Genomic DNA, 20,649 nt, shown 5'->3' with positions numbered 1-20,649 from the left:
TTTTACCCGTATCAAACTCTTTTAAAATCTTAGCAATCTGCTGTGGTGAAAATTTACTTCGTCTCATAATACTGTCTAATTTAATTAAAATAATTCTTATTTTAAACAGTTCGGTTTTGGGGGAAGCCTACATCAATGTATAACAGGTCGGAAAATAAATCTCTACTCATTATAAATCCAGTTTGATGCGGTTAGACGCTTCACGCTTTTTGTCATCAATTACTTTAGCATAAATCTGAGTGGTTCGTAATTCTTTATGCCCTAAAAGTTTTGAGACTGTGTAAATGTCAGTTCCTAAAGTTAGTTGAAGTGTAGCATAGGTATGTCTAGCACAATGAAAAGTGATGGTTTTCGTAATTCCAGCTTTCAACATCCATTGCTGTAACTTAAGATTTGACCAAGCACTGTAATTAAGACCTCTAAAAACTAACTCGTCTTTATCTTGAGGTTCTCCAAGTAATCCGTAGGCTTGATCTGAGATAGGTAAGGTTTCTGTTCCCTTAGTTTTCTTTTGAGTAAACCTAACGTAATATCCCATTTCTTTAGAATGTTGAATTTCTGACCATTTCATTTTTTCGATATCTGACCATCTAAGCCCGGTAAGGGCGGAAAAGATAAATGCTTTTTTCAATTCTGGCAATTCGCATTCTGTATTTACCGCTTTTTGTAGTTCTTCAAGGGTAAGGAATTCCCTTTGTGGTTCTCCCTGTTTGAAGCCTTTTACATTAGTAGCAGGATTTACCTTGAGTATCCCATCTTTTACCGCTTGTTTTAAAGCTGAGGTAAATTTACCGAAGTAGGAGTATTTTGAATTTTGGGAAAGTGGTTTTTTAGCTTTTCCAATCGCTTCTTTGTCTAGGTATTCTTTGAATCTTTCAACGAAATTTGAATTAAGTTGATCGAAACTAATATCTGAAGGATGGAAGGTTTTTAAATGCTTGAGCATACTGCTCCAGTTTCCGTAATTGCCAAGACTGGTATTTCTTTTATCGGCCAATGCAGATAAGTAAGTAGTAAAACTTCCCTTTAATTTCTCAATGTCCTGAAATCCGTAATGTCCGTTTTGTATCTCGATTTGTCTTTGAGCACATATTGTTTTAGCAAGCTCACGGGTTTGTTTGTTGAGGTTTTTCTCAGCCTTCGTCTTTGGATTGAGAGACAGGTATAATTTTAGATACTCAGTTTTTCTTTTGCCTTTATGGTAGTAATCAAGGTACAAGGCTATTTTCCGTTTTTCTCGCGCTCTCTTAATGTTACTTTCATAAGGCTATTGATTAAAGAGGTTTTCTATCTGACTTTTGAAACAATATGTTTGCGACCAAATGGAACTGCTTTTAGCTGTCCTCGTTTGATCATTCTTTGGATGGTCCATCTATTCATCCTTATAAGTTTGGACACTTCTGAAACACTTAAAAAATCCTTGTTTGAAATGTTTTCTGGATTACTTGCTGAAGGTTGAGGTATTGAAGTCTTTTGATGCGTTTCCGCTAAAGCTCCTTTGACCTTTTGTTCTCTTTTGATCTGCTTGTAGTGTATTCTGTTACATTTGTGAGAACAATATCGTGTTACAGTTGTCCGTGCTGTGAAAAGATTTCCACAGTACTCACAAGTTTTCGGGATGTGTAAATTGGTACTCATATTTGGTGCTACTTTTAAAGATAAGGTGCAACATGGGGCAATATGGTGCATGATTTATCCTTGTTTCTCAGTTGGCTATTTTAGGCAACAAATCCACTAAATAGGCAACGAATAGACAACAATTATAGCTTAAAAAGAGAAGTTAAGCAACAAATAAAAGAAAATAAATAGCTTTAAAGTAAATAAAAACAGCTAGTTAGGTATTAAAGGAAAGTATATTACTTTCCGATACAGAAATTCGCAAATATATTTCCTAAAAGTTCGTCGTTGGTGACTTCCCCTGTAATTTCACCAAAATGATATAAGGCCTGACGAATATCGATAGCGAGTAAGTCAGTGGTCAAACCTTGATTCAGGCCTTCCTGGACTTTGTTGATTTCCTCCATAGCCAGCAGCAGGGCATTGTAATGCCTGGAGTTGGTGACAATACTATCATTATTGCGTAAAGCGCCGTCATCTACGTAGCTTAATAATTGATCCTGGATAGTTTCTATCCCTGTTTTTTCTTTGGCTGAAATGAAAAGTAAATCTTTAAAGTCTGTTCTCAGTTGTTCCTTATTCTTCTCGGTAAGCAGGTCCGCCTTATTAGCGAGTAGGAGGAAAGGACGCTCAGGAAAGGCTTCTTTGAGCTGAGTGATGTCTTCTTTGACGCGATCCCACTCTTTAACAATGAGTTGATGCTTATGATCAAAAACTTTTGGAGTGTCTATTAATTTGATAATGACCTGCGATTGCTTAATTTTTTCGAAGGTGCGTTCAATCCCAAGACCTTCAATGGTGTCCTTGGTTTCCCGAATTCCAGCCGTATCGATAAATCTAAAGCCAATGCCACCAATAGAAATCTCATCTTCTATGGTATCGCGGGTAGTTCCTGCAATTTCACTTACAATAGCTCTTTCTTCATTAAGCAATGCATTGAGTAAAGTAGATTTTCCTACGTTTGGCTCTCCGACAATAGCCACAGGAATTCCATTTTTAATGACGTTTCCTACAGCGAAAGAGTCAATAAGCCGAGAGAGGACTTTCTGAATTTTTAAAACTAAAGCCTGAAACTGCTCCCGATTGGCAAATTCAACATCTTCCTCAGAGAAGTCGAGTTCAAGTTCCATCAAAGAGGCAAAATCTAAAAGTTCTTGTCTCAGTTCCTGTAATTGATTGGTGAAACCGCCACGCATTTGCTGCATGGCCAATTGATGACTGGCGGCATTATCGCTGGAAATCAAATCGGCAACGGCCTCCGCCTGACTTAAATCCATTTTTCCATTAAGGAATGCTCTTAAGGTAAATTCACCTGGTTGAGCGGAGCGACAGCCCTTTTGAATTAATAATTGAATGATTTCCTTTTGGATAAATGAACTTCCATGGCAAGAGATTTCAACGGTAGGTTCTCCAGTATAGGAGCGTTGACCTCTAAATACACTGACCAAGACTTCATCCAAAATACGCTCGCCGTTTTTAATAGTTCCTAACTGTAAGGTGTGACTTTTTTGATCTGAAATTGAAATGCCATTTTTAGCATAGAAAAGCGGAGAACAAATTTCAAGAGACTTTTCTCCACTTATACGTATAATAGCAATAGCGCCACTTCCAGATGCGGTGGCAAGTGCAACAATGGTGTCTTTATTTATCATGCTACAAATTTACAGCCTGTTTTTTAATTTGAATTGTTTTTCTAATAGAATTGAAACTTAAGTCTATTATTTAAGATTTAATTGTTAATTTATGTAACATAAATCAAGACCCAAGGTCTAATTAAAAAAAGAAATTATGGAAGTATATCAAGACCCTATATTGAGAGAAGATCGTCAAATGTTGCTTTTCCTCCACCTTTCACAGTTAATCAACCTATTTACAGGTTTTGGTGGATTCATTGTCCCTTTAGTGATTTGGTTAACTCAAAAAGATAAAATAGAGCACATGGATAAGCAAGGAAAGCAAATTCTAAATTTCCAATTGACCATGTTTTTGGCTGCTTTGGTTGCAGTGCCATTAATGTTAATTCTGGTTGGTTTTGTGATTCTTGCCGGTGTTGCATTACTTACTTTAATTTTTCCAATTGTTAATGCTATAAAAGCCAATGATAGAAATCCAACTCATTATCCGCTAAGCATCAAATTTTTCAATTAATTAAATAAACTCTGATTAAAGCTAAGTTGATAAAATGATATGATTTAGTTTGTTAAAATAAAACAGCCTCCTAAGTGGAGGCTGTTTTTTGTATTTGATATTATAGAAATGACTTATTGATTACCGAGCATCACTGGCATGACTAACATAGTAATATGTTCGCCATTTTCTAACCCATCAACTGGAGTAAGAATTCCTGCTCTGTTGGGTAAACTCATTTTGATTTTTATTTCGTCAGAATTTAAATTGTTCAACATTTCAGTTAAAAACTTGGAGTTAAAACCAATCGTTAAATCGTCTCCCTGGTAATCGCAAGTCAGGCGTTCTTCAGCTTTATTGGAGTAGTCAAGGTCTTCTGCAGAAATGTTTAATTCTGCTCCAGCTATTTTCAATCTGATTTGGTGTGTTGTTTTATTCGAGAAAATGGACACACGTCTTACTGAACTCAAAAATAAAGAGCGATCAATTGTCAAAACGTTTGGATTTTCTTTGGGGATTACAGCTTCATAATTTGGGTATTTCCCATCTACCAAACGACAAGTTAATTCAACATTTTCGAAGCTAAATTTAGCATTCGACTCATTAAATTCAATTTGTACATCTTCCTCACTGCCAAGAAGAACTCCCTTCAACAAATTGAGAGGCTTTTTGGGCATAATGAACTCGGCTGGTTTATCAGTTTTGATATCTGTTCTGGAATATTTCACCAACTTATGAGCATCTGTACCGACAAAAATCAAAGCGTCTTCAGTAAATCTGAAAAAAACACCATTCATCACCGGTCTTAAATCATCGTTACCAGTAGCAAAAATAGTTTTGTTGATTGCTGTTGCTAAGATATCTCCAACTAAAACAGTCTGACTTGCGTCTTCTATACTGACAGGAGTAGGAAAATCTTCGGCATTAGCGTAGGCTAAAGCATATTTGCCTTGCTCAGAACTGATTTCTATAGTATGGTTGTCTAGTTTATGAAAAGTCAATGGTTGTTCTGGGAACGACTTCAGCGTATCTAGAAGCAATCTGGCAGGTACTGCAATTTCTCCTTCATCACTCGATTCGACATCAAGTTTTGCACTCATCGTTGTTTCCAAATCCGATGCTGAAATCTTAAGTGAGTTATGATTCAATTCGAATAAAAAATTATCCAAAATTGGCATCGTATTGTTATTGTTGATTACGCCTCCAAGTGTTTGGAGATTTTTCAACATATATGTACTGGAAATTATAAATTTCATATTTTAGGTATATTAATCTATGCAAATATATTTTTTTCTGATGAATAATAACGTATTCTGAAGTTTGTAAGGTATATTATTGGCTTATTGTATCTCTTACAAGCTCATCTTCAAATTCCCATTGAGTTAAGCCCCCTTTGAGTTGGTATATTTTTTTGAATCCAGCTTTTTCTAAAATTTTTGAACACTCTTCAGACCGTCTTCCTGTTCTGCAATAAACGGCTACTGGTTTGTTTTTGTCTAAATTTTTAATTTTTTGAACAAACTCATCATCATAAACCAAGTTTTGTGCACCTTCTAGATGTCCCTCACGAAAAGCTTCAAGAGATCTCACATCAATCAATTGAACAGAGTCCAAAGTGATAAGCTCTTTCATCTCCTGAGAAGTTAAAAGCGTAGCTCCACTTTTATTTTCACAAGACATAATAGAACTCAATAAAAAAAATATTACCAAAATTCTCATTATTATCTTTTTACTTCACCACTCCAGTCAATAATTCCTCCTTCAAGGTTAAACGCATTCTCAATTCCAGCTTTTTCCATTATCTGACAAGCCATCTCACTTCTACGACCAGATCTACAGTAGACATAATAATCTTTGTCTTTTTGAAGTTGCTCAACTTCTTTCATGAATGTGGAAGTATCTTGGATATTGATAAGTCTAGCACCTTCTATATAGCCTTCATTAAATTCTGCTGGAGTCCTTACATCTATAATTTCAGAGTTTTTGGAAGTCTTTAATCCTTCTACCCATTTTTCTTCATTTAAATTTTCCATTTCTTTAATTTGATATTTATGATGTAAAAATACAATAATCCTTACATATAGTGCGATTTCACCCTTAATTATGAATAAATTATTTCGGTAAAATTTAACAAAGTCTTTAATTTTTGCAGAGGATTAAGAATATACATTTGTATCTACAACAATTGTAAGTACATGATAATCGAAAAAGAACTTAAAATTTCTAAACAACTTCCAGAGAGTAAAAGAGCCTTGCTTAATTTACTCTATACTGGAAATTGGATTACAGATAAAATTACATCTAGTTTGAAACCATTCGATATTACTACTCAGCAATTCAATGTCTTGAGAATCCTGAAGGGTATGAAAGGGAATCCTTGTTCTCTTCAAACCATCCAGGAAAGGATGATAAGCAAAATGAGTAATACAACACGACTTGTGGACAAATTGATTAAGAAAAATTTTGTTCAACGCGAGCAGTGTGAATCCAACAGGCGAAAAGTTGATATCATGATTACTGAAGAAGGTCAGAAAGCTCTGGAAATCATAAACGAAGTAGTAGATGAATCTGAGTCCATGCTGACAGGAAACTTATCTCAAGATGAATTAAAACAGCTTAATACTCTACTAAATAAACTAAGAACTTAAAACTAAAATAAAAATTATGAATACTTATATTGAAAAGTTACACTGGCGTTACGCTACAAAAAAATTCAATCCTGAAAAAGAAGTATCTGATGAGAATCTTGAAATTTTACTTGAATCTATAAGATTATCTGCTTCATCATATGGATTGCAACCTTATGAAGTTATAGTGATAAAAGATCCAGAAGTAATAAATAAACTCAAATCTTCAGCTTTCGGTCAGCCGCAAATTACAGACTCATCATGTTTATTGGTATTCGCTTATAGAACTGATATAGATCAGGCATACCTTGACAAATTTATCGAGAACAATAGCAAAACTAGAAACAAGCCAGTTGAAGAATTTAACGGTCTTAAAGAGATGATTCAAAATTCAGTTCTGACCTTTTCACAAGAAATGAAAGAAGTCTGGGCTTCACGTCAAGCCTATATTGCTCTAGGTAATTTATTAACTGCAGCAGCGGAATTAAAAATAGATGCATGTCCAATGGAGGGCTTCAACCCAGATGAGTTTGATGAGCTACTTCACCTTGAGTCTAAAAATTTAAAGTCTGTTGCACTTACAACAATAGGGTATAGAAGTGAGAAAGATGAATTACAGAATGAAAAGAAGGTAAGAAAATCAAAAGAAGAATTATTTACAAGAATTTAATATAAACACAAATCTTAAAATTTAAAACCATGAAAATGAATGTATTAAAAAGCGCTTTAGCGCTAACAGCAATCTTTACTTTAGTAGCATTTACTACTGCCGTTGAAAAGAAAAAAATTAATGTTGAAGCAAGTACTATCAAATGGGTAGGTGAGAAACTTACTGGTTCTCATGAAGGAACGATCAACTTAAAAGAAGGTTTCTTCTTAATGGAAAATGATGAATTGGTTGGTGGTGAGTTTATTGCAGATATGACCACTATTGACGTCACAGATTTAGAAGGTGATAGCAGGAATGACTTAATGGGTCATTTAAGATCTGATGATTTTTTTGGAGTCGAAAATCACAAAACTGCAAAATTTGTTATTACAACTGTAGCTAAAAAAGGAGATGTTTATGGAATTTCTGGAGATTTAACTATTAAAGGTGAAACAAATCCTATTGCATTCGACTTAAAAATGAATGGCAATACAGCTACAACAAATCTTACCATTGATAGAACCAAGTATAACGTAAGATATGGTTCTGGATCCTTTTTCGATAATTTGGGAGACAAAACAATTTATGATGAATTTGATCTAGATATCAGTTTAAAATTTTAAAAATTTGTTTTTGATTGATTGAGAAAACCTGCTGAAAGGCAGGTTTTTTTGTTTTTATATATTTCAAGCTGAATCTTTATAAGTTTCCAGTTTATGTGTTTTTTATTCTTTAAAATAATTCCAGGTTACTTTTAATCCTTTTTGAACATCAAATTCAGGCTCATAGCCTAACAATTTTCTAGCTTTATCAATATCCGCTAAAGAATCTTTTACGTCGCCTTGCCTAGAAGGACCATAACTGGCCTCAAGTTCAGTATCAGCAGCATTTTGCAAAGTTGCCCAAAGCTCATTCAGGCTAATTCGCTCCCCAAACGCAACATTATAAACTTGATTAGCAGCCTCCTTTTTTGCAAACGCCGCTTTTAAGTTGGCTTGAACAGCATTTTCTACAAATGTAAAGTCTCTGGTTTGTTCTCCATCGCCGTTGATAGTTGGTGTTTTTTTATCTTTTAACGCCTTCATAAATAAAGGAATGACGGCTGCGTAGGCTCCCTCTGGACTTTGTTTTGGTCCAAAAACATTAAAATAACGTAAACCGATGATTTCCATGCCATAGGTTTTGGCAAATACATCAGCATAAAGTTCGTTGACATATTTTGTAACTGCATAAGGGGATAAAGGTTTGCCAATAGTATGCTCCACCTTTGGTAAATTAGGGCTATCTCCATATGTAGAACTTGAGGCGGCGTAAACAAAACGACTTACAGAACCAGAATTTTTACTAGCGACAAGCATGTTTAGAAACCCGGAAACGTTTACATCATTACTTGTTATAGGATCGTCAATAGACCTTGGAACAGAACCTAGAGCTGCCTGGTGGAGTACGATATCCATTCCTTCAACTGCATTTTCACAATCTGCTAATTTTCTAATGTCACCTTTAATAAATTCAAAATTGGATTTGGATTCGAATTCAGTTATATTTTCTTTATATCCATTTGAGAGATTATCTAATACTCGAACATGCTTCGCTCCAAACTTCAATAAATACTCGACTATATTGGATCCTATAAATCCTGCGCCTCCTGTAATTAAAAAGTTAATATTGCTTATATCGTTATCATGATAAGCTTTAGAATACATCATAACCTTCCATCTATTTTATCTGTTGGTAGAAAAGACTTAACATCAAACACAACTGCTTTTTCATTTTTGAGAGCAGATAAATCTAGCTCTAGAAAATCACTATGAGACACAGCAAGAATAATACTATCGTAAGTAGAATTCAATTCATTACACCTAAGTATGTCAATGCCGAATAAAGTCTTTACTTCTTCTTTATTGGCCCAGGGATCACAGACATCGACATGCATATTATAAGATTTCAATTCTTCAATAACATCGATCGCTTTGGTGTTTCTGGTGTCCGGACAGTTTTCTTTGAAGGTAATACCCAGTACAAGTGCTTTACCATTTTTAACTTTAGCTTCTTTATTGAGCATTAGCTTAATGACTTCATTGGCCACATACTTACCCATGCCATCATTCATTCGTCTTCCTGATAAAATAATTTCAGGATTGTAACCAACTTCTAAGGCTTTCTGAGCTAGATAATAAGGATCCACACCAATGCAATGTCCTCCAACAAGACCAGGAGTGTATTTAATGAAATTCCACTTGGTCGCAGCGGCTTCAAGCACATCATTTGTATCAATGTCTAATAATCTAAAAATTTTGGAAAGCTCATTAACAAATGCAATATTAATATCCCTCTGTGAATTTTCTATAACTTTAGCTGCTTCAGCAACTTTGATGCTGCTAGCCATATGTGTTCCAGCTGTAATAACTGAAGCATATAAATCGTCAACTTTTTTTGCTATTTCAGGTGTAGACCCCGAAGTGACTTTTAGTATTGTAGTAACGGTGTGTAGTTTATCTCCAGGATTAATTCGTTCCGGAGAATATCCGGCGAAGAAATCTTTATTGAAAGTTTTACCTGAATATTGTTCCAATACAGGCACGCAAACTTCTTCAGTGACGCCAGGATAAACAGTTGATTCGTAAATAACAATATCACCATCCTTCAATATTTTACCAATGGTTTCACTTGCTTTTATTAAGGGAGTAAGCACCGGTTGTCTGTTTTTATCTGTTGGAGTAGGAACGGTGACTAAAAAAATTGTAGCCTCCTTCATAGCTTCAGCATCTGTCGAGAGTTTCATTGCTGGTGAAGTGTTACTAGCTAAAGCTTCTTTTAAATCTTCATCAGACACTTCGAGTGTATGGTCCTTACCACTATTCAATTCGTCTACTCTAGATTGATTGATATCAAAGCCTATAACAGTGTATTTTTTTGAAAATGCAACAGCCAGTGGGAGGCCTACATAACCAAGACCAATTATTGCTATTTTAGGATGATTCATGTTGGTTTAATTTATCTATTAAATATTTTTTTGATTTTTCTTTTGATTCTTTTTCTTAACGATTGTTTGTTTTCAACTTGCAGATATCCATTCCCATAATGCCCGTAACCGTAGCCATAACCATAGCCATAATTATAACCGTAGCCGTATTTAGCTTTATGCTGAAAATAATTAAGAACAAAACTGATATTTTTCACTTCTCCTTTTTCATACCTTTCATTGATGACGCTCAGCATTGCTTTTTTAGTATAATTCTGTCTCAATAAATAAAGAGAAGCGTCTGCATATTTTCCTAAATTAAGAGCATCAGAAACCAAACCAATAGGTGGAGTATCCATGATGATACAATCGTATTTTTCCTTAAGTGTAGAGAATAAAACTTCCATTTTATCCACCATTAACAATTCGGATGGATTAGGTGGTACAGGGCCAGAAACCATTATATCTAAATTATCATAGTTTGTTTTTTGTGTAATTTCTTCAATTGAATTTTGATCAATCAAATAATTCACAACTCCCACGTCATTGGTGATATCAAAATCTTCAAAAATCTTTGGTTTCCTTAAATCAAGGCCTATAAGCAGTGTTTTTTTACCACTCATGGAAAAAACAGAAGCCATATTGATGGCTGTAAATGTTTTACCCTCTCCACTTACTGAAGATGTAATAAGAATAGTTTTATTTCCCTGAATGTGTTTCTGCTTAAAGATAAACTGCATACTCGTTCTCAATCCTCTGAAACTTTCAGCTATAGCGGATCTAGGTTTTGAAAATACGGCAAGATTGCTGCTTGTTTTGCTTTTTCCAACAACACCAAGAATTGGTATTGGGGACAACTTATTGATATCTTTAGGGTTGTTTATTTTATTGTCAAGAAAAACTAATAAAAACACAAAAACTAAGGGCACGAAACTTCCAATCAGCAAGGCCATTACATAATTGAGTTCAGTGTTTGGTCCAATTTTACCTCCGCCAGTATCCATGGCTTTATCTATAATTTGGACATCACTTACATTTGCTGCTTTGATAAGACCAGCTTCATTTCGTTTACTTAAAAATAAACTGTAAGTCTGCTCACTAATTGTATAACGCCTTTCAATTTTAAGTAAATCTTGTTGCTCTTTAGGTAATTTTCGGATCTGACGCTCCAGGTCTGCAACGTTTTTTCTGACCGTTCCCAACTGTTCTTGCAAGATTTCTTTGGAAGAATCGATATTTTCAAGCAATACAGACTTCGTTGCATTGATTTGTCTGTCTATATCATCAAAAATCGGAGCATCAGTTTTCAGTGAATAAGCATACTTGCTTCTTTGTTCAGAAAGTGCAACAATTTTCCCGACAGCAGAGCTTATACTAGGTTCATCGATTCCTGCGACAGAAGGAGCAGGAACTTCCTGATAATTTTGTCTGCTTCTCAGGTAGTCTTCAAGCCTATTATAATAGTCCAATTGCCTTTGGATTTCATTTTGCTCTAAGTCAAGATTGGTAAGTCTTTGTCTGATTTCACTGCTTTCTGCAGTCAAATCTATAATGTCATTACTGATCTTAAATTGATTTAATTCTTCCTCAACAGATTTGAGTTCTTTAGATTTTTCAGTAAGACTGCTGTCAATAAACCTGATCGTTTTGGTGGCGAATAAATTTTTTCTGTTAAGCATATCTTCACTCAGTACCTGCACTGTAGTATTTAGATAATCAACAAGTTTTTCTTTGTTATTTCCATTTAAGGATAAATTTAAGATAGAACTTCCCTTGTTTTCTGGGCTAACATTGATGCCCTGATATTTCTTTACTGTAGAATAGTAATTATTGAATTGAAAATAATAGGGCTTACCTTCATTAACAGGTAATGTATTTCTTAAAATCCTTCCCTTGAAATAAGGTGAGTCGACATACTCTGAAGTTGAAAAAATAGCTTTGTAATCTTCTTTTTTGGAGAAAACACTTTCTTGTTCTTTTGAGGTGTAATCATAAAAGCTAAGATTTCCAGGTTCTTCATCTTCAAACTTCAAACTTAGTTCAAAAGTGGTATCATCCAAAAACTGAATGGTCATTTGTCTTCCAATAAGTTGAGCTTTTAAGCTATCCTCCATTACAACGAAAGGAACTTTACCATAAGCATCCTCTTTTTGGTACTTTCCGTCTTCAAGATATTGAATGTAGTACCGAAGTCTGTTTACGACCTTTTCGTTGTGAGTCCTGGTTTTTAAGGTGGTAACAGTTGTGTTGACTTTATCTGAAACGCCACCCCAGTTAAAAGTTAAACTTGTATTTGAAGTAAAAAACGGGTTTTGATCGTCTTTAATTGTGATTAAACTTTCAATTTGATAAATGGGTTGTTTGCGGACATTGATGAAATAAGCAATACTCATTCCTATGAGAATACTTATTACAAATAAATACCAATAGCTGAAAATCTTGACTATAAAACCTTTAAAGTCAAAGTAGCCAGTAGATTCATTTATTTCGAATTCTTCGTCCATTATAATCTTATCAGTAAAATTGTAATTCCAGTAAGTAGAGAGAATACAGTGGCCAATGTTCCAAAACCTGTTTCACCAATACCCAATGATTTTTGTGGCAATGGGTCAACGATGATTAAATCATTAGGTTGAATATAGTAGAAAGGTGAATTTACTGCCGATATTTTAGTAAGATCTACTCTGTGAATTCGTTGACCTTCTGGATATTGCCTTAATATTTTTACATTTCTCCTGTCTCCATAAAGTGTAATGTCTCCGGCATTTGCAATAGCTTCCATTATGGAAACTTGCTCCTTATATATGACTTGACTTCCAGTTCCAATTTCTCCAAGTGTTGTGTAACGCAGCCCAGCTAATTTTACAGTTATAAAAATATTAGCTTCAGTTTTGAAATAATCATTTAGAAGCATGTCTTCAAGTTTAAGTCTTATTTCTTCTAAAGTAAGACCAATTACTTTTATTTTTCCTAATGTTGGAATTCTTATTTCACCATGCCTATTTACTAGAAAACCATCAAAATAAGCCCTTTCTTCTGTAGTTGCTGTAGAATTTTCAGCATCACCAATAGGATTGAACATACTTGTTAATTCCTGATCTAATGCTTTGACTCTTATACTCAAGAGATCGTTAATTTGAACTCTATACGGACGTTGCATTTGCTGAAATGAAATCAAACTATCAGCTTCAGTTCCTTTGTCTTCAGATAAATAGGTAAGTCTTTTGGTGCTGATACAAGACGTTAGGGTCGTAATGGTTAGTAAAATTAAAATTAATGATGTAAATCTCATCCAGTAGTATATTGTTATGGCAAATATAGTTTTTGATTTAGAAACATAAACCATTAACTTATATTTTATAAAACTAAACGTGCGGATATATGATTTTAGTGTAAAATTCATTTAACCAAATCGAATTTAGGTTTTGAAAAATGATTTGTAATTCTCTGTTGAATTTCAGAAATAGTTGATATTTGTTTTATGATCAATAAAATGAATTTAAAAGTATCCTTAATTTCCGGGTTGTTTTTTTTTTGGTTTGCCAACTAAAGCACAGCAATTTGTTGAAAGCTGGGATGGAGCACCTAATTTGGAAAGACATCAACTTACATTAAATTTTATAAGTCCTGGAATTCGTTACGAATTGGGATTGTTTAAAAATGTAAGTGTATCTACCAGTTTTACTCCCGGACTGGCTTCTTATGAGGAGGGTTATTCCTTTGGTATAGCCTGGCATACTCGTGTGAGATACTACCACAATTTCAAAACAAGATATGATTACAGTAAAAAAGTAGTTGGCAATTCTGCAAATTATATCGCTCCAGCTAGAACCGTTTTTTGGGAACCTTTGCAATTTAATAATAACTTAGATGGAGATAAGGGATTTTCATTAGCTTTTTACGGCCTTATGTATGGTATCCAACGGTCAAATGATAAGGGATTCAATTCTAATATTGAACTTGGAATCGGATACTACGATGGTATTGGTGTAGCCAGTGGTTACGGGCCGTTGATTAATTTTACTTTTGGTTGGGTGGCGACCAATAGGAAGTCAAAAAAAGTCATTAAAGTTAATTAATGACTTCATTTAAATCTTGCACCTTAAATAACACCTTAAGGCCTAGATATAGCTATTATCTAGCTGGTTAGACCTGGGATATCTGGTAAACCGTCTTTTGCAACTGCAGAAATTTCTGCTTCGTTGACTTCTCCAGCTTTTTTAATAGCTTTATTTAAAGTGAGTATTAAATAGTCTTCGAGCTGCTCCTTGTCTTGCAGTAATTCGTCGTCAATTTCAATAGATTTTATCTCGCGATTAGCTGTAATTTTCACTTTTAAAAGTTCATCATTACTTTTTTCGAGCATTGTCACACTATCCAGTCTTTTTTTGGTTTCCTCTACTTTAGCTTGGGTTTCTTTGATCTTATTCATCATACCCATCATATCTCCAAACATATTTTTGTATTTAAGTGATTTGCAAAATTACTATATTGTGTGGCCTAATTAAAAACATTTCAGTATAAATTAAAACCAGTCTTATGAAACTATTAATCCCTGTTCTTGCCTTAAGCATTATATTTGCGACTTCTTGCAAAAATAAAAACTCGAAGATGATAAATACAGATTTAAAGTCACCCACTGCGGAAAAAAAACCAAAAACACTTTCAATTCATGGCGATAGTCGGGTAGACAATTATTACTGGATGAACGATAAGGAAAACCCGGAAGTTATCGATTACCTAAATGCTGAAAATAAATACTACGAAGAGTCCACCACCCATACGAAAGCTTTTCAAAATGAATTGTTTGAGGAAATGAAGTCAAGAATCAAAGAAGACGATTCTTCAGTTCCTTATAAATTGAATGGATATTGGTATCAAGTGAGATACGAAAAAGGAAAAGATTATCCTGTATATACCCGCAGAAAGGAAAGTATGGACGCCAAAGAGGAAATCATGTTTGATTGCAATGCGATGGCAGACGGTCATGCTTATTTCAGTCTTGGTGGAGTGAGTGTGAGTCCAGATAATCGGTATGCTTCTTTTGGAATTGACACTGTGAGTCGAAGAAAATATACCATTCAAATTAAGAATCTAGAGACAGGAGAGATTCTTCCAGAGAAAATTGAAACCACTACAGGTGGTTCAACTTGGGCCAACGATAATAAAACCCTGTTTTATACCAGAAAGGATGAGCAGACCTTGAGGTCCAATCAAATTTTCAAACACAAACTTGGAGATGATGTTGAAAATGATGAATTGGTGTTTGAAGAATCAGACGAAACTTTCAATGCGTATGTTTATAAGACTAAATCTAAAAGATACTTAATAATCGGTTCTTCGAGTACTGTGTCTGATGAGTATCAAATATTGGATGCAAATACTCCGGATGATGAATTTAGAGTTTTTTCAGAACGAAGAAGAGGCTTAGAATATGATCTAGCACATTATGAAGATCATTTTTATATTCTAACCAATAAAGATGATGCGCTGAATTTCAAATTAATGAAAACCACTGTTGATTCTACTTCGGAAGAAAACTGGGAAGAAGTAATTCCACATAGAAAAGGGGTTTTACTTGAAGGAATTGATATTTTTAAAGATTTTCTTGTGACTAGCGAGCGTTACAATGGTTTGACGAGAATTCGAGTTCAAAAATGGGATAAAAGTGAAGATTATTATTTGCCATTTACTAGTGAAACTCACACAGCCAGAACTGTTACCAACGTAGATTTTGATACTGATAAATTAAGGTATTCGTACAATTCTTTAACGACACCTTCATCGGTTATAGAATTTGATATGGTAGAAAAAACCGAAGAAATCTTAAAAGAACAAGAAGTACAAGATCCTGATTTTGACAAGAATAATTACATATCAGAAAGAATATGGGCAACGGCTGATGACGGGACTGAAATTCCAGTGTCTTTAGTTTACAAGAAGGGAATCAAAAGAAACGGTAAAAATCCACTCTTACAATATGGTTATGGAAGTTATGGAGCAACAATGGATCCTTACTTCTCATCCACTAGATTATCATTATTGGATAGAGGATTTATTTACGCGATAGCTCACGTCAGAGGGGGAGAATATTTGGGTAGAGATTGGTATGAAAAAGGAAAATTACTTCATAAGAAAAATACATTTACAGATTTCGTTGACGTTTCTAAATATTTAATCGACCAAAAATATACTTCTCCAGATCATCTATACGCAATGGGTGGTTCAGCTGGCGGGCTTTTAGTAGGTGCTGTTATCAACATGGCTCCAGAGCTTTATAATGGGGTGATTGCTGCTGTCCCTTTTGTAGATGTGGTGACGACTATGCTGGATGAAACCATTCCATTAACTACCGGAGAGTATGATGAATGGGGTAATCCTAATGATAAAGAATATTATGATTACATCAAGACTTACTCCCCATACGATAATGTTGAAGCAAAAGCTTATCCTAATTTATTAGTCACAACAGGTCTGTATGATTCTCAAGTCCAGTACTGGGAACCTGCAAAATGGGTAGCTAAATTGAGAGAGTTGAAAACGGATGATAACAAGTTATTTTTCGAGACCAATATGGATGCTGGTCATGGTGGTGCATCGGGACGTTTCGAGGCTTTAAAAGAATTAGCAAAAGACTATGTGTTTATCTTCGATCTAGAGCAAATAAAGGGGTAATCGTAAAAAAATACGTAAATTAGCAATCTGTTATTTATTTTAGATAAATCATTTACGTGAAAGACGCAGGCTTTATGCATAAAAATTTAAATGTTCACGATAGCTTATTATCATTGATAGGCTGCACACCTTTAATTAGATTAAAAAACATAACTCAACATTTCCAAGGAGAATTTTTAGCCAAGTATGAGGCTCAAAATCCTGGATTAGCTTCTAAAGACAGAATTGTTCAATACATAATCGAGAAAGCCGAGGAAAATGGTGACTTAAAACCAGGAGATACAATTATTGAAACCACCTCTGGGAATACTGGTTTCAGTCTAGCAATGGTAGCAGCAATTAAGGGTTATAAATGTATTCTTGCTGTAAGCTCTAAATCTTCTAAGGATAAAATTTCACTTTTAAAAACTATGGGGGCAGAAGTTACAGTATGTCCTTCCAATGTGGCTCCTGAAGATCCAAGATCTTATTACGAAGTAGCAAAGCGAATTCATAGAGAAACTCCAGGCTCATTTTATGTCAATCAATATTTCAATGATTTGAATATAGATGCTCATTACTTGACTACTGGGCCTGAAATTTGGGCTCAAACAGAAGGTGAAATTACGCATTTAGTTGCTTGTAGCGGAACAGGAGGAACAATTTCTGGTACTGCAAGATTTCTTAAAGAAAAGAATCCCAATATTAGAATCTTAGGAATTGACGCTTTTGGTTCTGTTCTTCAGAAATACCATGAGACAGGAAAACTGGATAAGAGTGAAATTTACCCTTACAAAATAGAAGGTCTGGGAAAAAATTTGATACCTACAGCTACTGACTTTAGCAGTATAGATAAATTCACGAAAGTGACCGATGAAGATAGTGCTTATATGGCTCGTAATATTGCCAAAGCAGAAGGTATGTTCGTTGGTTATACAAGCGGCGCCGTCATGCAGGGTATTAAACAATTAAATTGTGAAGGAGAATTTGATTCAAACAGCAAAGTGGTAGCAATTTTTCCAGATCACGGTTCTAGATATATGAGTAAAGTTTTTTCCGATGATTGGATGAAAGAACAAGGGTTTACTAATTATCCTGGTTTAGATGATGAACAAAACAAAAGCAATTTAAAAAACGCCCACATTACAAATATTAACTAAATGATTATGAGTAATTTTGTTAACAAAAAAACATTAAAATGAAAGATTTATTCGCAAAGATTTATAGAGATAAAGGTCCTTTAGGTAAATGGGCTGATCAGGCTGAAGGTTATTTTGTATTTCCAAAATTGGAAGGACAAATCAGCAATAGAATGAAATTTCAAGGACGTGAGGTCATAACATGGAGTATTAATGATTATCTGGGTCTTGCCAACAATCCAGAAGTAAGAAAGGCAGACGAAGAAGCTGTGAAGAAGTGGGGTAGTGCATATCCTATGGGGGCTAGAATGATGAGTGGTCACACAGACTTGCACGAACAATTACAAAACGAATTGGCAGAATTTGTAAGTAAAGAGGCAGCTTACGTTCTTAACTTTGGTTATCAGGGAATTTTATCTACGATAGATGCTTTAGTTGGTAAAAATGATGTTATTGTTTATGATGTTGATGCTCATGCCTGTATAATAGATGGTGTGCGATTACATTTAGGTAAACGTTTTACATACAAACACAACGATCTTGATAGCATTGAATTAAACTTGGCTAGAGCAGAAAAAATCGCTGAACAAACCGGTGGTGGTGTACTTTTTATTTCTGAAGGTGTTTTTGGAATGCGAGGTGAGCAGGGAAAATTGAAAGAAATCGTAGAACTTAAGAAAAAATATAATTTCAGATTGCTAGTTGATGATGCTCATGGATTTGGAACACTTGGTAAAACAGGTGCCGGAGCAGGAGAGGAGCAAGGTGTACAAGACCAAATTGATGTTTACTTTGCCACTTTTGCTAAGTCAATGGCAAGTACTGGAGCATTTATTGCAGCTGATAAAGAAATAATTGATTACCTAAAATACAACTTGAGATCTCAGATGTTTGCAAAATCATTGCAGATGTCATTGGTAGAAGGCGCTTTAAAGCGACTTGAGTTATTGAGAAGATCAACAGAATTTAAGGATAAACTTTGGGAGAATGTCAATGCACTTCAAAATGGACTTAAAGAAAACGGATTTGACATCGGAACAACGACAAGTTGTGTAACTCCTGTTTATCTAAAAGGAAGCATTCCGGAAGCCATGGCGTTGGTAAAAGACTTAAGAGAAAACCACGGAATTTTCTGCTCTATCGTTGTTTATCCGGTCATCCCAAAAGGATTAATTCTTCTTAGAATGATTCCTACAGCAACGCATACTATGGAAGATATAGATTTGACTTTGAAAGCATTCTCTGCTATCAGAGAGCGTCTAGAAAATGGAACTTACAAAAAACTTTCTCAAGCTTTGATGGAAAAGATGGGAGAATAAAGTTTTTGAAGATATTACTAAAAAGCCGAGCATAAGCTCGGCTTTTTTATGTTTGAACCTTTTAGGTTTTTAGTAAACTATCTCAAAAAACTTTCGATCATTTCAGAAGATTGATCAGAAATGGTTTGTCTAATGAAAGATATATATTTTTAATGTCTATTGCCATCCACCTCCCAAGCTTCTGTAAAGTTCCACTATGGCATTAAATTTATCTAAACGTGTTCTGCTGACTTCAAGCTCTGTATTCAAAGCATTTTCCTGAGCATTTAAGACTTCAAGATAGTTGGCTAATCCGTTGTTTAGCAATTCTTTGGAATCCTCTAAGGCGTTCCGGTAAGCATCATATTCTTTGGTTTTAATATCGATCCTTTGGTTAGCATTTTGATAATTAAGTATGGCATCAGAAACTTCACGACTAGCAGTTAATAAAGTTTTTTCAAAATTGAGTAAAGCTTGTTCCTTCTCACTTAGGGAAACTTCATATTCAGTTTTTATTTGTCTTCTGTTGAATATAGGTTGGGTAAGACCACCGATTAAGTTCAGAAATAAAGAGTTTGCTGAAATAAAATCTGAAGGCTCCAGACTTTGTAAACCACCCGTTGCTGAAATTGTAATAGATGGATAAAATCTACTTTTGGCAACGTTAGTTAATTCAAAAGCGTTGATCAATTGATATTCTGCAGCAATGACATCAGGCCTGTTTTCAAGAAGATCTGATGCTACTCCTGTAGTAAGTTCTTGATTAATTTGTTGTAATGAAAATTTACTGCGATCAAAGTCTTGTGGTGATAGTCCTTTCAGGATCGAAAGCGTGTTTTCCAAAAGCTTAATATTATTTCTCAAGTCGAGGAGAAGGGCTTCTGCTGCGTATACCTGAGCTTCAGTTTGATTTACTGCTACCGATGTGAGATTCCCTGCATCTTTTAAAGCTATACTGGTTTCAAGACTCTTTTTTCGACTTTCCAAGGTTTGCTCAGTGATCTTTACTTGCTCATCCAGAGCTAAGATTTGATAGTAACCTGAGGCTATTCTTGAAATCAAATCTGTTTTTACCGCTTTGTGCGCAGCTTCAGTTTGCATATACCTGGCTTGAGCAGCTCTTTTATTACTTCTGATTTTACCCCAGATATCGGCTTCCCAGGAAAGACTTGTATTTAATTCATATTGATCGATTGAAGAAAAGAAACTACCAAATTGAGAGTTTGGTGCCAATTCTTGATAGGTGTAGCTACCATTCATATTTACAGTTGGATAATACCCAGCCTTTCCTTGCTTGTAATATGAATTTGCAATGTTAATTTGTTGCAATGCAATTCTTATATCCTGATTGTTTTCAAGAGCTTCATCAATGTGATTCTGAAGAATGGAGTCTGTAAACATCTGTTTCCAACTTACTTTCGAAACTGGTATAGAATCTTTAGGAAGTTGATCTGTTCTGTAATTAACTGGGTTGATTTCTTCCTCTGGGCGTTCATAGTCCTTGGCTACAAAACAAGAGTGTAGAGTCAATAAACTTATAATTACGAAAAAGGGTTTAATGATATATTTCATA

Annotated in this window: 20 protein-coding genes; 8 read left to right on the top strand and 12 right to left on the bottom strand. The window is 34.7% G+C overall.

What is annotated here, in order from left to right; genetic code table 11:
• Window positions 1-169 precede the first annotated feature (169 nt).
• The 3 genes from LB452_RS12950 to mnmE form a co-directional block, all read right to left on the bottom strand.
• Window positions 170-1,219 (bottom strand): site-specific integrase, encoded by a 1,050-nt coding sequence (locus LB452_RS12950; protein WP_224462159.1) that lies wholly within the window; start codon window positions 1,217-1,219, stop codon window positions 170-172.
• A gap of 68 nt (window positions 1,220-1,287) precedes the next feature.
• Window positions 1,288-1,638 carry a helix-turn-helix domain-containing protein gene (locus LB452_RS12945; RefSeq protein WP_224462158.1) on the bottom strand — a complete coding sequence of 117 codons (351 nt, stop codon included), beginning with the start codon at window positions 1,636-1,638 and terminating at the stop codon, window positions 1,288-1,290.
• A 218-nt stretch (window positions 1,639-1,856) separates the two neighbouring features.
• Window positions 1,857-3,269: a tRNA uridine-5-carboxymethylaminomethyl(34) synthesis GTPase MnmE gene (gene mnmE, locus LB452_RS12940; RefSeq protein ID WP_224462157.1), complete on the bottom strand. Its 1,413-nt coding sequence runs from the start codon at window positions 3,267-3,269 to the stop codon at window positions 1,857-1,859.
• A 136-nt stretch (window positions 3,270-3,405) separates the two neighbouring features.
• Here mnmE and LB452_RS12935 point away from each other — a divergent pair, with 136 nt between their 5' ends.
• Window positions 3,406-3,765, top strand: coding sequence for a DUF4870 domain-containing protein (locus LB452_RS12935; RefSeq protein ID WP_224462156.1), 360 nt, complete (start codon window positions 3,406-3,408; stop codon window positions 3,763-3,765).
• Window positions 3,766-3,878: 113 nt separating this feature from the next.
• On the opposite strand, the gene dnaN is transcribed toward LB452_RS12935, so the two are convergent.
• From dnaN to LB452_RS12920, 3 genes are all read right to left on the bottom strand, one after another.
• Window positions 3,879-5,000 (bottom strand): DNA polymerase III subunit beta, encoded by a 1,122-nt coding sequence (gene dnaN / locus LB452_RS12930; protein ID WP_224462155.1) that lies wholly within the window; start codon window positions 4,998-5,000, stop codon window positions 3,879-3,881.
• A gap of 76 nt (window positions 5,001-5,076) precedes the next feature.
• Window positions 5,077-5,463 (bottom strand): rhodanese-like domain-containing protein, encoded by a 387-nt coding sequence (locus LB452_RS12925; protein WP_224462154.1) that lies wholly within the window; start codon window positions 5,461-5,463, stop codon window positions 5,077-5,079.
• 2 nt (window positions 5,464-5,465) lie between these two features.
• Window positions 5,466-5,777 (bottom strand): rhodanese-like domain-containing protein, encoded by a 312-nt coding sequence (locus LB452_RS12920; RefSeq protein ID WP_224462153.1) that lies wholly within the window; start codon window positions 5,775-5,777, stop codon window positions 5,466-5,468.
• Window positions 5,778-5,939: 162 nt separating this feature from the next.
• Between LB452_RS12920 and LB452_RS12915 the strand changes: the two genes are divergently transcribed.
• The 3 genes from LB452_RS12915 to LB452_RS12905 are packed head-to-tail and all read left to right on the top strand — an operon-like array spanning window position 5,940 to window position 7,643.
• Window positions 5,940-6,392 (top strand): MarR family winged helix-turn-helix transcriptional regulator, encoded by a 453-nt coding sequence (locus LB452_RS12915; protein WP_224462152.1) that lies wholly within the window; start codon window positions 5,940-5,942, stop codon window positions 6,390-6,392.
• Between the two features lie 16 nt (window positions 6,393-6,408).
• Window positions 6,409-7,041 carry an NAD(P)H-dependent oxidoreductase gene (locus LB452_RS12910; RefSeq protein ID WP_224462151.1) on the top strand — a complete coding sequence of 211 codons (633 nt, stop codon included), beginning with the start codon at window positions 6,409-6,411 and terminating at the stop codon, window positions 7,039-7,041.
• Window positions 7,042-7,070: 29 nt separating this feature from the next.
• A complete protein-coding gene (locus tag LB452_RS12905) occupies window positions 7,071-7,643 on the top strand; it encodes a YceI family protein (protein ID WP_224462150.1) in 573 nt (190 codons plus the stop codon).
• 102 nt (window positions 7,644-7,745) lie between these two features.
• Here LB452_RS12905 and LB452_RS12900 read toward each other — a convergent pair whose 3' ends face one another.
• The 4 genes from LB452_RS12900 to LB452_RS12885 are packed head-to-tail and all read right to left on the bottom strand — an operon-like array spanning window position 7,746 to window position 13,277.
• Window positions 7,746-8,726: an SDR family oxidoreductase gene (locus LB452_RS12900; protein ID WP_224462160.1), complete on the bottom strand. Its 981-nt coding sequence runs from the start codon at window positions 8,724-8,726 to the stop codon at window positions 7,746-7,748.
• Complete coding sequence (locus tag LB452_RS12895) at window positions 8,726-10,006, bottom strand: nucleotide sugar dehydrogenase (RefSeq protein ID WP_224462149.1); 1,281 nt, start codon at window positions 10,004-10,006, stop codon at window positions 8,726-8,728. The genes LB452_RS12900 and LB452_RS12895 overlap by 1 nt, the downstream gene beginning before the upstream one ends.
• An 11-nt stretch (window positions 10,007-10,017) precedes the next feature.
• Window positions 10,018-12,489 carry a polysaccharide biosynthesis tyrosine autokinase gene (locus LB452_RS12890; RefSeq protein ID WP_224462148.1) on the bottom strand — a complete coding sequence of 824 codons (2,472 nt, stop codon included), beginning with the start codon at window positions 12,487-12,489 and terminating at the stop codon, window positions 10,018-10,020.
• On the bottom strand, window positions 12,489-13,277 hold the full coding sequence (locus LB452_RS12885) for a polysaccharide biosynthesis/export family protein (protein WP_224462147.1): 789 nt from the start codon (window positions 13,275-13,277) through the stop codon (window positions 12,489-12,491). The genes LB452_RS12890 and LB452_RS12885 overlap by 1 nt, the downstream gene beginning before the upstream one ends.
• 247 nt (window positions 13,278-13,524) lie before the next feature.
• On the opposite strand from LB452_RS12885, the gene LB452_RS12880 reads away from it, so the two are divergent.
• Window positions 13,525-14,064, top strand: coding sequence for a hypothetical protein (locus LB452_RS12880; protein WP_224462146.1), 540 nt, complete (start codon window positions 13,525-13,527; stop codon window positions 14,062-14,064).
• Between the two features lie 59 nt (window positions 14,065-14,123).
• Here the strand turns inward: LB452_RS12880 and LB452_RS12875 are convergent, their stop codons facing one another.
• Window positions 14,124-14,441: a YbaB/EbfC family nucleoid-associated protein gene (locus tag LB452_RS12875; protein ID WP_224454128.1), complete on the bottom strand. Its 318-nt coding sequence runs from the start codon at window positions 14,439-14,441 to the stop codon at window positions 14,124-14,126.
• A gap of 83 nt (window positions 14,442-14,524) precedes the next feature.
• Here LB452_RS12875 and LB452_RS12870 point away from each other — a divergent pair, with 83 nt between their 5' ends.
• From LB452_RS12870 to LB452_RS12860, 3 genes are all read left to right on the top strand, one after another.
• Entirely contained in the window at window positions 14,525-16,660 is a 2,136-nt protein-coding gene (locus tag LB452_RS12870) for a S9 family peptidase (protein WP_224462145.1), read from the top strand.
• Window positions 16,661-16,734: 74 nt separating this feature from the next.
• Window positions 16,735-17,799, top strand: a complete 1,065-nt coding sequence (locus tag LB452_RS12865) for a PLP-dependent cysteine synthase family protein (RefSeq protein WP_224462144.1) — start codon at window positions 16,735-16,737, stop codon at window positions 17,797-17,799.
• 38 nt (window positions 17,800-17,837) lie between these two features.
• Window positions 17,838-19,097, top strand: coding sequence for an aminotransferase class I/II-fold pyridoxal phosphate-dependent enzyme (locus tag LB452_RS12860; RefSeq protein ID WP_224462143.1), 1,260 nt, complete (start codon window positions 17,838-17,840; stop codon window positions 19,095-19,097).
• A 156-nt stretch (window positions 19,098-19,253) separates the two neighbouring features.
• On the opposite strand, the gene LB452_RS12855 is transcribed toward LB452_RS12860, so the two are convergent.
• Window positions 19,254-20,648, bottom strand: a complete 1,395-nt coding sequence (locus LB452_RS12855; protein WP_224462142.1) for an efflux transporter outer membrane subunit — start codon at window positions 20,646-20,648, stop codon at window positions 19,254-19,256.
• Window position 20,649: the final 1 nt, after the last annotated feature.

It is taken from the genome of Psychroflexus longus (assembly GCF_020164595.1).
Lineage (GTDB): Bacteria > Bacteroidota > Bacteroidia > Flavobacteriales > Flavobacteriaceae > Psychroflexus > Psychroflexus longus.
The sequence above is the reverse complement of the archived record's forward strand: the minus strand, read 5'-3'. Positions and strand labels throughout refer to the sequence as shown.

Coding starts and splice junctions, on each gene's coding strand:
- LB452_RS12900 (WP_224462160.1), bottom strand. CDS start 8,726: ATGTATTCTAAAGCTTATCATGATAACGATATAAGCAATATTAACTTT.
- LB452_RS12875 (WP_224454128.1), bottom strand. CDS start 14,441: ATGTTTGGAGATATGATGGGTATGATGAATAAGATCAAAGAAACCCAA.
- LB452_RS12870 (WP_224462145.1), top strand. CDS start 14,525: ATGAAACTATTAATCCCTGTTCTTGCCTTAAGCATTATATTTGCGACT.
- LB452_RS12860 (WP_224462143.1), top strand. CDS start 17,838: ATGAAAGATTTATTCGCAAAGATTTATAGAGATAAAGGTCCTTTAGGT.
- mnmE (WP_224462157.1), bottom strand. CDS start 3,269: ATGATAAATAAAGACACCATTGTTGCACTTGCCACCGCATCTGGAAGT.
- LB452_RS12915 (WP_224462152.1), top strand. CDS start 5,940: ATGATAATCGAAAAAGAACTTAAAATTTCTAAACAACTTCCAGAGAGT.
- LB452_RS12945 (WP_224462158.1), bottom strand. CDS start 1,638: ATGAGTACCAATTTACACATCCCGAAAACTTGTGAGTACTGTGGAAAT.
- LB452_RS12865 (WP_224462144.1), top strand. CDS start 16,735: ATGCATAAAAATTTAAATGTTCACGATAGCTTATTATCATTGATAGGC.
- LB452_RS12885 (WP_224462147.1), bottom strand. CDS start 13,277: ATGAGATTTACATCATTAATTTTAATTTTACTAACCATTACGACCCTA.
- LB452_RS12905 (WP_224462150.1), top strand. CDS start 7,071: ATGAAAATGAATGTATTAAAAAGCGCTTTAGCGCTAACAGCAATCTTT.
- LB452_RS12920 (WP_224462153.1), bottom strand. CDS start 5,777: ATGGAAAATTTAAATGAAGAAAAATGGGTAGAAGGATTAAAGACTTCC.
- dnaN (WP_224462155.1), bottom strand. CDS start 5,000: ATGAAATTTATAATTTCCAGTACATATATGTTGAAAAATCTCCAAACA.
- LB452_RS12855 (WP_224462142.1), bottom strand. CDS start 20,648: ATGAAATATATCATTAAACCCTTTTTCGTAATTATAAGTTTATTGACT.
- LB452_RS12925 (WP_224462154.1), bottom strand. CDS start 5,463: ATGAGAATTTTGGTAATATTTTTTTTATTGAGTTCTATTATGTCTTGT.
- LB452_RS12895 (WP_224462149.1), bottom strand. CDS start 10,006: ATGAATCATCCTAAAATAGCAATAATTGGTCTTGGTTATGTAGGCCTC.
- LB452_RS12910 (WP_224462151.1), top strand. CDS start 6,409: ATGAATACTTATATTGAAAAGTTACACTGGCGTTACGCTACAAAAAAA.
- LB452_RS12935 (WP_224462156.1), top strand. CDS start 3,406: ATGGAAGTATATCAAGACCCTATATTGAGAGAAGATCGTCAAATGTTG.
- LB452_RS12890 (WP_224462148.1), bottom strand. CDS start 12,489: ATGGACGAAGAATTCGAAATAAATGAATCTACTGGCTACTTTGACTTT.